The organism is Spirosoma humi (genome assembly GCF_054776575.1).
In genome coordinates this window covers 1,325,570-1,339,854 of the sequence record NZ_BAAHBR010000008.1, presented here as the reverse complement: position 1 = coordinate 1,339,854, position 14,285 = coordinate 1,325,570, and the positions used below count along the sequence as shown (strand labels likewise).

General features: G+C 52.6%; 10 protein-coding genes. All 10 read left to right on the top strand.

The genetic code is table 11. The features are described 5' to 3' along the window. The first annotated feature begins 57 nt into the window (after window positions 1-57). Entirely contained in the window at window positions 58-1,137 is a 1,080-nt protein-coding gene (locus ACYU8Y_RS14240) for a dipeptidase (protein ID WP_460938279.1), read from the top strand. Between the two features lie 120 nt (window positions 1,138-1,257). After that, window positions 1,258-1,638 carry an endonuclease domain-containing protein gene (locus ACYU8Y_RS14235; RefSeq protein WP_460938277.1) on the top strand — a complete coding sequence of 127 codons (381 nt, stop codon included), beginning with the start codon at window positions 1,258-1,260 and terminating at the stop codon, window positions 1,636-1,638. Window positions 1,639-2,021: 383 nt separating this feature from the next. Further along, the gene (locus ACYU8Y_RS14230; protein ID WP_460938275.1) at window positions 2,022-3,146 is read left to right on the top strand and encodes a FecR family protein; all 1,125 of its coding nucleotides are present in this window, start codon (window positions 2,022-2,024) and stop codon (window positions 3,144-3,146) included. Between the two features lie 300 nt (window positions 3,147-3,446). Continuing rightward, entirely contained in the window at window positions 3,447-6,836 is a 3,390-nt protein-coding gene (locus tag ACYU8Y_RS14225; protein WP_460938273.1) for a SusC/RagA family TonB-linked outer membrane protein, read from the top strand. A gap of 18 nt (window positions 6,837-6,854) precedes the next feature. Then, entirely contained in the window at window positions 6,855-8,417 is a 1,563-nt protein-coding gene (locus tag ACYU8Y_RS14220) for a SusD/RagB family nutrient-binding outer membrane lipoprotein (RefSeq protein ID WP_460938271.1), read from the top strand. Window positions 8,418-8,467: 50 nt separating this feature from the next. Then, window positions 8,468-8,914 (top strand): RidA family protein, encoded by a 447-nt coding sequence (locus ACYU8Y_RS14215; RefSeq protein WP_460938270.1) that lies wholly within the window; start codon window positions 8,468-8,470, stop codon window positions 8,912-8,914. A gap of 212 nt (window positions 8,915-9,126) precedes the next feature. Further along, the gene (locus ACYU8Y_RS14210) at window positions 9,127-10,350 is read left to right on the top strand and encodes an aminotransferase class V-fold PLP-dependent enzyme (protein WP_460938268.1); all 1,224 of its coding nucleotides are present in this window, start codon (window positions 9,127-9,129) and stop codon (window positions 10,348-10,350) included. Window positions 10,351-10,429: 79 nt separating this feature from the next. After that, a complete protein-coding gene (locus tag ACYU8Y_RS14205) occupies window positions 10,430-11,674 on the top strand; it encodes an amidohydrolase/deacetylase family metallohydrolase (protein ID WP_460938266.1) in 1,245 nt (414 codons plus the stop codon). Between the two features lie 209 nt (window positions 11,675-11,883). Next, entirely contained in the window at window positions 11,884-13,677 is a 1,794-nt protein-coding gene (locus tag ACYU8Y_RS14200; RefSeq protein WP_460938264.1) for a PQQ-dependent sugar dehydrogenase, read from the top strand. A 22-nt stretch (window positions 13,678-13,699) separates the two neighbouring features. Further along, window positions 13,700-14,182: a RidA family protein gene (locus ACYU8Y_RS14195; RefSeq protein ID WP_460938262.1), complete on the top strand. Its 483-nt coding sequence runs from the start codon at window positions 13,700-13,702 to the stop codon at window positions 14,180-14,182. The last annotated feature ends 103 nt before the right edge of the window (window positions 14,183-14,285 follow it).

Below are 14,285 nucleotides of genomic sequence, written 5' to 3'. Positions count from 1 at the left end.
CAGTTTTTAAAAACTGCCAACACCATCACCACAAGTTAATAACCAATTCAGCATTGCATGTTCATTATTGATGCCCACCTCGATATGGCGCTGAACGCCATCGAATGGAACCGTGACTACCGCCTGACGGCCCATCAACTCCGGCAGCAGGAAGCCGATATGACCGACAAAATTGACCGGGCCAAGGGGACCGTTTCCCTACCCGATCTTCGTCGGGGAAACATCGGCCTGGTCGTTGCTACGCAAATTGCCCGATTCAACCAGAGCAACGGCAATTTGCCCGGCGCAGGCTGGAATTCGCCGGAGCAGGCCTGGGCCATGACGCAGGCGCAACGGGCCTGGTACGAAACCATGGTCGACGCGGGCGAGATGGTCCAGATTCGGGATCGGGTCAGTCTCGAAAGCCATTTGACGCTCTGGCTCGATGAAACAATCGACAAGAATACAAAGCCCGTTGGCTACATTCTAAGTCTGGAAGGAGCCGATTCGCTGGTCAATTTAGCCTATCTGGAAAAGGCCTATGCCTATGGCCTGCGGGCGCTGGGACCGGCGCACTACAGCACCGGGCGATACGCACCCGGCACTGGCCTGAGCGGCCCCTTGACGCCCCAGGGGCGCGAACTGGTCAAAGAAATGGATCGGCTGGGGATCATTCTGGACGCTACCCACCTCACCGACGAAGGGTTTACCGAAGCCCTTTCGCTATATAAAGGGCCCGTTTGGGCCAGTCACCACAATTGCCGGGCGCTGGTGCCTCACCAACGGCAACTGACCGACGATCAGATCCGGCAGTTGACCGAGCGCGGGGGCGTCATTGGGGGCTGTTTCGACGCCTGGATGATGAAACCCGGCTTTACCCAACGGGTCAGCAACCCGGCCAGCTTCGGGATTAGCCTGGAAACGATCATCGACCATTATGACCACATCTGCCAGCTCACCGGCAATAGCCAGCATATCGCCATCGGCAGCGATCTCGACGGCACCTACGGCATCGAACAATCCCCCAGCGATCTGGACACCATCGCCGACTTACAAAACCTGACGAGCCTGTTGGCCAAGCGAGGCTATTCGTCAGAAGACATAGCCAACATCTTCCATAAAAACTGGCTTCGATTTCTACGCAATGCGTGGGTGTGACGGGTTTCATGTCGACTATTACTTGAGACTACCTAAACCCCTAAATCCCTAAAGGGGACTTTGTCTACATTTAGGGATTTAGGGGTGAGAAGCTTAATTTAAACTCATTTCCACCTGCCTATGGCAAGAGACATGTTTTATGGAGCTTCTGCTCAATTGTTTTTGTATGCCAAATCACTAAGGCAAGCAATGACCCCTGCAGAACTTGTTCTTTGGGAATGTCTTCGAGCTAATAAATTGAATGGATTCCGTTTTAAAGCACAACACCCAATTGGTCATTTCATCGCTGACTTCTACAGCCATAACGCCCGTTTGGTCATTGAGCTTGATGGGAATGTACATGACCCAATTGAGCAACAGGAATATGATGCAAACCGGACATATATACTGAACGAATTCGGTCTGCGAGTAATCCGATTTAGAAATGAGGAGATCTTTAATTCTATCGATGAAGTGCTAACCAGAATTGCAGACTTTCTACCAGAAACACCTGTAAGATAACCCTCATAAACCACTAAATCTCCTTTAGGCCAGGACTGTTAAGTACTGAATTTTCTTTACTTAATCAGCCTCTTTTGTTAGCACACTTTACCCCCAGCCCCCTGAAGGGGAAGGAAATCCATTTCGGAGTGCTCCCCCTTCAGGGGGCTGGGGGGGTAAAGATGCCAGCCCTTAACAGCCCTGCCCTAAAGGGACTTTGCCTGCATTTAGACAAATGCCCCTTTTAAGGGCTTTAGTGGTTAAAAGATCTTTATAAACTATTCTCCTTCCTACAACCAATTCCCCATTCTACCGACTATTTCAAAAATTTTAAAATAAAATTTCGAAAAAGAGAGTATTAGCGACTCACTCCTGCATCTTTCCTCTAAATTCACAAATACCGTATGCAGGAGTACCGGGATTTAGCACCTGAAGAATTAGCCCTCGACTCGTCGTTCCAGCGTTGGCAATTAGACAATGAACCAGCAGCTACTGCTTTCTGGCAGGCATGGCTGGGGCAACATCCCGACAAAACCGAACTCGTCGATAAAGCGGCTACACTACTCCTTTCGCTCCACAACACCTACGGCCAGCAATTCACCCAACGCTTACCGCTTTCAGACCGGGAAATTCAGCATGAGATAAGTCGGCTACAGCAGTCGCTCGATAATCAGGCAACTCCCGTCAAACGCATCAACTGGTTTCAGTTTGCCCCGGTCCGCTATGGGATGGCGGCCAGCATTCTGGTTGTCCTGGGTTTATTTGGCTGGTACCTGCTCCACCCAACTACGAATAAAGGCGCGATAACCTATACGGAGCTGGTGGCTCAGGTAACGGAGCCCCTTTCCGAAGTTAGCAACACGACCAGTGCCCCCCGGCTGGTGACTTTACCGGACAGCAGCACCATCATGCTCTACCCAAAAAGCCGGGTGAGTTATGCACCCCAGTTTGCCGGTAGTAAACGGGAAGTTTATTTATCCGGGAAAGGTTTTTTCGAGATTATGAAAAACCCGGCGAAGCCGTTTTACGTCTATGCCAATGGCCTGGTCACCAAAGTACTGGGCACCAGCTTTACGGTGCAGGCTTTTGAAGGAGCCCGGCAAATGAAAGTCGTGGTCAGCACGGGGCGCGTGGCCGTGTACGCCCAGAAGCAACTGTCCATCAGCAACCAGCCGGAATCGTATAAACTGGACGGCATTGTCCTGACGCCCAACCAGCAAATCGTGTATTCACCCGCCCGGACACAGCTAATCAAGAGTTTGATCGAGAATCCGGCCCCTCTTGAGCAGGCACTACCGAAGCAGGCACTTTCCTTCAAACGAACACCCATTACCGATGTATTTGCCGCTCTGAACCAGGCATATGGCATAGAAATCGTTTTCGACGAGCAGATCATGCGGTCCTGTTACCTGACCGCGTCCTTTTCCAACGAACCCCTTTTCGAAAAACTGGACCTGATCTGCCACACCATCAACGCCAGCTATAAGCAAGTAGAGGGCACAATCGTCATCAGCAGCAATGGGTGTTAGACCCTGGCTCTGTTGCCGCCGGAACAGAGGCCATGCTCCTTAAATCGAAAATTCCAGTAGTAATCATAATTAATTAACCTAATCTAAGACTCCGAATGCCTATAGTCAAAGACGACCCGACTCACCCACAAAAAAAGTCGAAGATGCGCTAACATCCTCGACCCGAAATCGCCCCTCATGTAAGCTCATTACGACATCCGCCTGCAGCGGATTGGGACCTTATTGTGCCGAATTTTTAACCCGACAAAAGCCAAAACTATGTTAAGACGAGTACTTTGTCAAAAGACAATACAGAAAATCATGCGCATTGGATTATACCAGGCCTTTCTTTCTGTTGCTTTCGTAACCTTCGCCCACGCCCATGAGGTGATCGGCCAGAAGGTACTGGAGCAAAAGGTATCTTTTCAGTTAGCCAATGCTGACGCCGAAAAGGTGCTGGATAAACTGGAAGCCGTTGCGCATGTTAAGTTTCTTTACAACCCGCAGATTTTCGGGACCGAACGCCGACTCAATTATAAATTTCAGAACGAATCGCTGTCCGACGTACTGACCAAAGTTCTGTCACCGTATCAGGTTGCTTACGAAGTTTTTCAGGAACGCATCATTTTAAAACGGCAGGAGTTACAGTCTGACACCCACTCGACCACCAAACAGGAAGCCCCGAAGCGCCGAATTACGGGCGTCGTTCTGGACGAAAAAGGCGCAGGTCTGCCGGGTGTCAGTGTGATTATAAAGGATGCTCAGAAAGGAACAACAACCGTTGCCGACGGTACGTTTGCGCTGGACATTCCGGATCAACCCTCTGTGCTGGTATTCAGCTTTGTGGGCTACAAACGACAGGAAGTAACGGTTGACAACCAGAGCAGCCTTTCGGTGAACCTGGTACCCGAAGCCAGCACGCTGGGTGAAGTGGTCGTAACCGCCTTCGGTATTGCCCGGGAGAAAAAAGCGTTGGCCTACGCCGTTTCTGAAGTGAAGGGAAGTGAATTTACCCAGGCCCGCGAAAACAACGTGGCCAATGCCCTGACCGGTAAAATTGCCGGGGTGAACGCAACCGGTATGTCAACCGGCCCCGGTGGATCGAGCCGGGTCATTATTCGCGGAAATGGCTCGCTTAACGGGAACAACCAGCCCTTGTACGTCATCAACGGGATGCCGATGGACAACAGTACCCCCGGCGGCACAGCCGCTGACGGAAACGGAATGAACGTTGACCGGGGTGATGGGATTGGCGGTATTAACCCCGACGATATTGAATCCATCAGCGTTTTGAAAGGGGGGCCGGCAGCAGCGCTCTACGGCGCTCGTGCTTCTAATGGTGTTATCCTGATCACGACCAAAAAAGGACGCGCCCAGAAAGGCGTTGGTGTCGAGGTCAACAGCAACACAACATTCGAAGACATTGCTGTCATTCCAAACTGGCAATATGAATACGGTCAGGGAGTCGATGGGAAGAAACCAACGACCATTACGGAGGCAAAAAGCACCGGTCGACTATCGTACGGTGCCCGGATGGATGGCCTGCCAACGATCCAGGTCGATGGGCAGTTGCATCCGTACTCGCCCCAGAAAAATAACCTGAAAAACTTCTACCGCACCGGCAGCAACTACATCAACTCGGTTGCGTTTACGGGGGGTAGCGAAACAGTGAACTTTCGCCTGGGGCTGAACAATACTCAGTCGAACAGCATTGTCCCGAATTCATCGTTCTCCCGACGCATTGCCAACCTCAACCTAAACGCCTTTCTGGGCAAAAAGCTGAGCGTCGAATCTGTGTTCCAGTACAACGTGGAAGAAGGAATCAACCGCCCCAAAGTTGGGTATGCTGATTTTAACCCCCACTGGGCTACCTACCTGATTGCCAACGTAGTCGACATCCGCAGCCTTGCTCCGGGTTATGACCCCGTTACCGGCAAAGAAATGGAGTGGAATCCCGTTCCGGCAGCTCCGAACCCGTATTTCGTAGTCAACAAGTTTAAAAACGACGATATAAAACACCGGTTCATCAGCCAGGGAAGCATTCGGTACGACATTCTGGACAACCTGTTCCTGAAAGGTAGTGTGAGCCAGGATTTCTACAGTTTCTCGTCGGAGTATATTCAGCCAACGAACAATGCTTACCAGCCACTGGGGTCATACCAGGGACGCAAAACGACGTCTTCGGAAACCAACGGGATGCTGACGCTGAATTACAACACCACGTTTTTCAAGGACCTGAGCTTTTCGGCCCTGTTGGGTGGCAACGCTCAGAAAGCCATCTTCGACCAGACCCTGATTGAGGGGAATGAATTTACGGTTCCTTACTTCTACAGCTACACCAACCTGGCCACTTCGACCACGACGCCGACTTATTTCAAAAGCGCCATCAATTCGGTATTCGGCTCGGCTGACTTTGGCTACAAGAACATCGCTTACCTGACCGTATCGGGTCGCCAGGACTGGTTCTCGGTCCTGAATCCGAAGAGTAACCACATTTTCTACCCATCGGTGGGTGGATCGTTTATTTTGTCCGATGCCATCCAGTTGCCCAAAGCGATCAATTTTGCCAAGATTCGGGCTTCCTGGGCGCAGGTGGGCGGGGCTACGGTCAATGCCTACCAGATCTACCAGTACTATACCATGCAGCAGGGTGGCCACAACGGTCGGCCGGTGCAGGTTTTGTCCTCGTCGCAGGTACCAAACCCGGACCTAAAACCGCTGACATCGACCACGTACGAGGGCGGTATCGAAGCGAAGTTCCTGAACAACCGGCTGGGTATCGACCTCACGCTGTATAACCGGAAAACGACGGACGACATTGTAACGTCGAACATTGCCCTTTCGTCGGGCTACACCTCCGCCCTCTTGAACGTAGGTGCGTTGAGCAACAAGGGTGTCGAATTACTGCTGACGGGTACCCCGGTTAAAACGGCTACGTTCGGCTGGGATGTTAGCTTTAACATGGCCTACAACAAAAGCAAAATCGAACGGCTCGCCGAGGGCATCACGGGCGTCGACATAGGCCAGGGTGTTGGTGGCGGACTGGTGCGGAACGTACTGGACAGGCCTTATGGCACCGTTTGGGGATACCGGAAGAAAACCGACGCTAATGGAAACGTTGTATTCAACACGGCCAGCGGGTACGCGCTGAGAGGTGATCTGGAAGAAATCGGGCAGGGAACTCCGCCCTTAACGATGGGCATCACCAATAATTTCCGCTACAAGAACTTCTCCCTGAACCTGCTGATCGACGGCAAATTCGGCAGCATCGTTTATTCGAATCTGTACCAGTACGCCTATCGGTTTGGCTTGCCGCAGGAAACGCTGCCCGGCCGCGAAACCGGTGTGACCGTGACGGGCGTAACCCCCGAAGGTGCTCCCTACACGAAGACATGGGCCAAAGAAGATGTCGATACGTATTACGATAACGACAAAAACTACACGTCCATGTTCATGTTCAACAACGACTTCGTGAAGTTACGTCAGGTCGTTCTGAGCTATAATCTGCCCGTTGGCAAACTGCCGTTCCTGAAACTGCAATCAGCCACCGTTTCGCTGGTGGCCCGTAACCTGGCCATCCTTTACAAGGATAAAAAGAATCAGTATTTCGATCCGGAGTCGAGCTATACGAGCACGAACGCCCAGGGTCTGGAAGCGTTTGGCGTACCCAGAACCCGGAGCCTTGGGGTAAACTTAATGGTAAAATTCTAATTTACTAACCTACTGACCATGAAGAATCTGATCAAAAAACTAAGCTATATAGCGCCGTTGCTTCTGCTCTTGTCGGCCTGCGATAAAGGCTTCGAGGAGATGAACGTAGACCCCAACAAATACGCAGAAGTGGTGCCGGGCTACCTCTTTACCCGAGCCCAGCTGGACGGCGTAAGTACCAACTTTACGGGAGCGGCCTATCTGACCATCGGTCAGTCGATGCAGCAGTTTGCGACCTACAAGGAAGTACCGGCGGCTGGCGACAAATACTTTAACTACAGCTATTCCTCCGGTAGCTGGAATGCCTACGCGGGCACCGCTGCCGGACAGGGTGCCGTGATTTCCATTCAACAGGTTATCGATGCCGTTTCGTCCAACCCGATCGATGTCAACAAACGGTCGGCGGCCCGGATCTGGAAAGCGTATATTTTCCATCGCCTGACGGACCTGTACGGCGACATCCCCTACTTCGACGCGGGGAAAGCGCTCGCGACCAAAAACTACGGCCCCAAATACGATACCCAACAGGCGATCTACGCGGATCTTTTGAAGGAACTTGACGAATCCATTGCGGCCTTCGATGCCACCAAAGCGACCTTCGGCACGGCTGATCTGATGTACGGCGGTGACATTAGCAAATGGAAAAAATTCGGCTATTCGCTCATGTTGCGGCTGGGTATGCGCCTGACCGAAGTGGATGCTTCCCTGGCTAAAACCTGGGTTGAAAAAGCCATTGCCGGTGGTGTTATTTTGGACGATGCCGACCGGGCCGTGATCGCTTACGTCGATGGCTCGCAGACGGCCAGCCGTAACTTCATTGCCAATGGCCTGATCAGCACCGATTATATTACGCCCGGTGGCGATAACGTGGAAGGTGGTAAATACGCCAAAACGTTTATCGACTACCTGAAAAACACGAAAGATCCGCGCCTGAACGTAATCTCCATTGTCTGGACCAGTTCGGACGGCAAAACGTTCACCGCCGACACCACAACGGCGTTGCAGAGTGGCATGCAGAATGCCGCTTATAACAGCTTGCCCGCCAATTTCAATTCTTTTTCCGAACCGAACCCCAATACGCTGCTGAAATACAGCGCCCCATTGATTGTCCTGGGCAATGCCGAAACGAACCTGCTGCTGGCCGAAGCGTCGGTACGGGGCTGGGCCAGCGGAACCACGGCAGCCACGGCCTACACCAATGCCGTAAAAGCCGGTATGCACCAATGGGCATTGTTTGGAACAGGCGGCACTATTTCGGAGGCAAGGATCAACGCTTATCTGGTGGCCAACCCCTACAAGACTGGCGGAACCGTAGCCCAGCAAATGGAACAGATCCACACGCAGAAATGGGTTTCTCTTTTCCTGGAAGATGAATATGAAATATTCTCCAACTGGCGACGGACGGGTTACCCGGTTCTTACCCCGACTAATTATCCGGGTAATCTCACGGGTGGCAAAATACCGACCCGTTTTGTTATTCCCGATTCGGAAGAAACCTACAACAAAACCAACTTCCTCGAAGCGCGGACTCGTCAGGGCGGCACCAATACCCTTTCCAGCGTTGTGTGGTGGGATAAGTAACCGGGGTATTACTTTGACTTTCAATCTATAAATAACGCCATCGTCAGCCAATGAAAACGCAACGCCGATCCATCTTAAAACACCTTTTTGCCACCCTGACTGGCGCAACCGGAACAGGCGCGTTTACCCAGGCATTAGCCGAACGTAAACCCGAAAAGAGTGTGTCCGGCATGGACGTACCCCTTTATTCAGGATCGACCAGGTTGGGCAATCTGATCTTTGTTTCCGGGGCGGGGGCGCATTTCGAGGGAGATATTAAGTCGCACACGGATCACGTGCTCAAAGAAATTGAGAAAGAACTCATCAAAGCGGGCTCATCCATGGACAAGGTCCTGAAGGTGAATGTGCTGCTGCACGACCTGAAGGACTATAAAGCCATGAACGAAGTGTACAAGGGCCGGTTTGGCAACAAGCCGCCCGTGCGCACGACGGTATCGACCCATGCCGGTGTACCCGGCAATTCGCTGGTCGAGATCGATTGCGTTGCTTATGTGTAACTAAATGTACCCAACAGCATGGTCCGGTCGCCCGGCCTGCTGTTGGTACAGATTACGCCAACCAATGAAACCGGCCATCCTCGCTGTAGCCATTATGTTTGGCGTAAGCATGCTGGTCATGGCAAAAAACAAGCAGCCGTTTCCACGAATTCAAAAAATACAGAACGTTCATTTTTGAGTAACAAAGGCGTTAGCCCCAACCCCAACTTACTATGCTCTCCAGAAGAACCCTTATTAAAAACTTATCGACCCTACCCGTACTGGGTGGCCTTTTCGGGGGGGGCGCCCCCCTGCAATCCGTGCTCGCGGCCCCGGCAACGGCAACCTCCCGGAATGTCCTGAAAGAACTTGGCCTGCGGACGTTCATCAATGCCGCGGGTACCTACACCGCCATGACGGGCTCATTGATGGAAGATGACGTCGTCGAAACGATCCAGGCATCATCCAAGGAATTTGTTATGCTGGATGATGTCCAGACGAAAGTGGGTGAGAAAATTGCCGCCCTCACCCATGCCGAATCGGCGGTGGTAACGGCGGGTTGCTTCTCCGCCATGACACTGGGGCTGGCCGGTGTGCTCACGGGCATGGACCAGAAGAAAGTAGAGCAACTCCCACACCTGGAAGGCACCGACATGAAGTCGGAAGTGATTGCCCAGAAGGCGCACAACATCGGCTACTCACACGCCCTGACCAACACGGGTTGCAAAATCATTCAGGTAGAAACACTGGAGGAAGCCGAGAAAGCCATCAACAGCAAAACGGCCCTGTTGTGGTTTCTGAACATCCAGTCCGACAAAGGACAGGTTCAGCATCAGGAATGGGTAGCTTTAGGCAAGAAACACAACATTCCGACCATGATCGATATTGCTGCCGATGTACCACCGGTCGAAAACCTTTGGAAATTCAACGACATGGGCTTCGATCTGGTGTGTGTTTCGGGCGGAAAAGCCATGCGCGGCCCCCAAAGCGCGGGCATTCTGATGGGTAAAAAGCAATACATCGCTGCCGCCCGGCTCAGCATGCCACCCCGCGGCTCAACCATTGGCCGAGGCATGAAGGTCAACAAGGAAGAAATTCTGGGTATGTATGTCGCTCTCGACAAATTCGTGGCGCAGGATCACCAGAAGGAGTGGAAAATGCTGGAAGATCGGGTAGCCGTTATTGCCAATGCGGTCAAAGGCATAAAAGGGATAACCGTCGAGACGTACGCACCCGCGCTGGGCAACCATACGCCATCCATGCGGGTACTGTGGGAAACCGGAAAAATAAACCTGACCACGAAAGCATTGCAGGAGAATCTGCGTAACGGCAACCCATCCATCGAAGTCGTTGGCGAACCGAATGGCATCAGCATGACCACCTGGATGCTCAAACCCGGCCAGGATAAAATTGTGGCCGCCCGCCTGAAAGAAGAACTGATCAAAGCCGCCGTCTAACGTTTTTGTCATTCCGACGAAGCGGGGCGGCACGTGCCGCCCCGCTTCGTCGGAATGACAAAAACCAGTACCCTACACCATGAAAACCAAATACTTACTCCTAACCCTTTTCTCTTTTCTAGCGATCTCAGCCTGGGCACAGCCATACAGCATCGTCATCAAAGGTGGCCATTTGATTGACCCGAAAAATAACATCGACGCCCTGATGGACGTCGCCATTACGGACGGCAAGGTGGTTCAAGTCGCCAAAACGATTGATGCGAAACAGGCCAAACAGGTGGTCGATGCGAAGGGCATGTACGTAACTCCCGGCCTGATCGACATTCACGGGCATGTGTTCTACGGCACCGAACCAGACCATTACCTGAGCAACGGCCTGGTGGCCGTTGCCCCCGACGGATTCACGTTCAGAGTGGGCGTTACCACCATTGTCGATGCGGGCGGGGCGGGCTGGAAGTCATTCGAGACGTTCAAGAAAAACATCATTTTCACCTCGAAGACCCGCGTTCTTTCCTTCCTCAACATCGTGGGCGAGGGCATGCGTGGGGGCGTTTTTGAGCAGGACACTACCGACATGGACCCGAAGATGGCCGCCAAGGTAGCCCTCGAAAACAAGAACGACGTGGTCGGTTTTAAAGTAGCGCACTTTCAGGGCCCAAGCTGGGCACCCGTCGACCATGCGGTGGCGGCTGGAAAACTGGCCGATATGCCCGTAATCATTGACTTTGGCGGCAACAACCCACCCCTCTCCCTCGAAGAATTATTTATGAAACACCTTCGCCCCGGCGACATATTTACCCATGCCTACACGCTGCTGGAGGGGAATGTGCGGGAAACGATTGTGGACGAAGCGACCAAAACCGTAAAGCCATTTGCCTGGGCCGCCCGCAAGAAAGGGATTGTCTTCGACGTGGGCTACGGCGGAGCCAGCTTTAATTACTCGCAGGCTATCCCGGCCATAAAAGCTAAGTTTTACCCCACAACGATCAGCACCGATTTACACACCGGCAGCATGAACGGCTCCATGAAAGACATGCTCAGCATCATGTCCAAATTCGTGGCGATGGGCGAAGACATTCCAAGCGTCATCAAGGCCAGTACCTGGACCCCGGCGCAGGTAATCAAGCGCGAAAACTTAGGGCATTTATCGGTGGGGGCCATTGCGGATGTAGCCATCTTTTCGATGCGGCAGGGCACGTTTGGCTTCTACGATAAAACCGGCTACAAAATGACAGGCAAGCAAAAGTTCGAATGCGAAATGACCATCAAAGGTGGCAAGATCGTGTATGATCTGAACGGCATTGGCATTGCTAATTTGAACTAGCTTACCACCGACTGACCACCCCCAACCCCCTCCTTGAAATAAGGAGGGGGCTAAAATAAGGGCACCCCATTATAAAGCCTGATCCTTATTTTAAGGAGAGAACTAGATTAAGGGTACTCTGTTGCAAAGCCCCCTCCTGTTTTAGGAGGGAGTTGGGGGTGGTCTACACTAGTAGCCGTTTTTAAGTAAAAACTAACTTATCCTGACCAATGACAAAAATTTACATCAAAGGCGTTATTCTTGCCTTATTGACTTTTGTCGGATTCACGCAGCAAACTACCCAAAACGGGCTTCCTGTCCAGACGGACGACAACGGGGGACTGTTTCTTCCCGAAGGATTTGACGCAACGGTTGTGGTGGATAGCCTGCCCGGCCGGGCCCGGCATCTGGCCGTTAATGAAAACGGGGACATTTATGTAAAGGCTCGCTTCGCCCGCGAGAAAGACGAGTCGGTCATTGCGCTTCGGGACACCAATGGGGATGGCCGAGCCGACATCATCAAAACGTTCGGGGGGCTGGGCCGCGAACGGGCCTACGGTACCGCCATGCGCATTTACAATGGCTATCTGTATTTCAGTTCGGAGCTCAATGTATTTCGCTACCAGTTGAAGCCCGGCGAACTGGTTCCCAGCAGCCCCATGGAAACGATCCTGACCGATGACCATAAACATGGCCTGCACGAGCACATTGCCAAACCCGTTACGTTCGACAACGACGGGCATATCTACGTGGCCTTCGGAGCAGCTTCCAATGGCTGTCAACCCAAAAACCGGACGCCCAACATGGCCGGCATTGACCCTTGTCCGATGCTGGAGGATCATGGCGGTATCTGGCGATTCGATGCCAACAAGAACGGGCAAACGCAGAAAGATGGCTACCGGTATGCCACCGGCCTACGATCTGTCGTCGGGATGGACTGGAATCCGGCCAACAACAGTCTGTACGCGCTTCAGCACGGACGCGATGATTTCCTGATGTTGTGGGCCGAAAAATACACACCCTGGCAAAGTGCCGTGTTTCCGGCCGAAGAGCTTTTCCAGGTAAAAGACGGCATGAATGGCGGCTGGCCTTACTGCTATTATGACCAGGCACAAGGCAAGAAACTGCTCAACCCGGAGTATGGTGGCGATGGCAAACTGGTGGGCCGTTGTGGCGATTACGAAAAGCCGCTGATCGGGTTTCCGGCCCACTGGGCACCCAACGACATGCTGTTCTACCAGGGCACGGCTGCTAAAAACGGCTTCCCGGATCGCTACAAAAACGGCGCCTTCATTGCGTTTCATGGCTCCACAAACCGGGCTCCGTATCCACAGGCAGGCTACTTTATCGGGTTTGTACCGGCTAAAGGTAACTCACTGTCCAGCGATTGGGAAGTGTTCGCCGACGGCTTTGCGGGTGTCGACCCAATTGTGAACGTGAGCGATGCCGTTTACCGGCCAATGGGCATTGCGATGGGTCCGGATGGCTCGTTGTACATTGCCGAAACCGAAAAAGGGAAAATCTGGCGGGTCACTTACAAAGGCAATAAACAGACCTTTGGCGCGGCTCAACTGGCGCAGATGGAAGGCCGCAAGAAAATGTCGAACATCCGCGATCCGGACGTCATTGCCGATAACCTGGACCGCGATAAACCCGTTGCCGGTGGCAAAGTATACGGCGTCTATTGTTCAGCCTGCCACCAGCGCAATGGCCTGGGCGATTCGCAGCGATTTCCGCCCCTGGCCGGTTCGGAGTGGGTAATGGGCGACAAGAAGAAACTCATCACGGTGCTGCTCAAAGGGCTGGAAGGGCCAATCGAGGTTAAAGGTCAATCGTACAACAATGCGATGCCCCAGCACAGCTTTCTGAAAAACGAAGACCTGGCTGAAGTCCTGACGCACATCCGGCAAAACTTCGGCAATTCGGCCGACGCCATCACAGCCGGGGAAGTCAATGAAGTGCGGCTTGCCCTGGATAAAGCATCGGCCCCCAAACGCAGACTCAATTCAAAAACCAAACGATAACAACCAACCAGTTTATTTTCTCATGGAAACACAACGCCGTTCTATTCTAAAACGCCTTTTCGCTTCCGCAGCCGGTGTCGTCGGGCTGAGCACCGCCAGTAAAGCAATGACCGAAACCGCCAGCAGCACAGTAGCTGAACCAGCGGCCCAAAAAGAAGTCTTCAACGTGGTTTCCCAAGACGATGTACCGCTCTTTTCCGGCTCCACCAAGTTGGGCAACCTGGTTTTTGTTGCGGGCAAAGGCTACCACAAAGAGGGCGACATTAAAGTACATACCGACGAAGTGCTGAAGGAACTGGAAAAAGAGCTGATCAAAGCGGGCTCTTCGATGGAAAAGGTCCTGAAAGTGAGCGTATTCCTCCACGACCTGAATGATTATAAAGGCATGAATGAAGTGTATAAAGGCCGGTTTGGCAGCAAGCCGCCCGTGCGCACGACCGTAGCCGTTTATGGCGGTGTACCCGGCGATTCACTGGTCGAAATGGACTGCATCGCCTATATTTAACCTCTTTCCGGCCTCAGTAACGTCGCTATACCGGTGTAGATGCTCAAACCCGGACAGGCAAAAATCGTAGCTAACCAGATCAACGACGAACGGACCAAAGCCG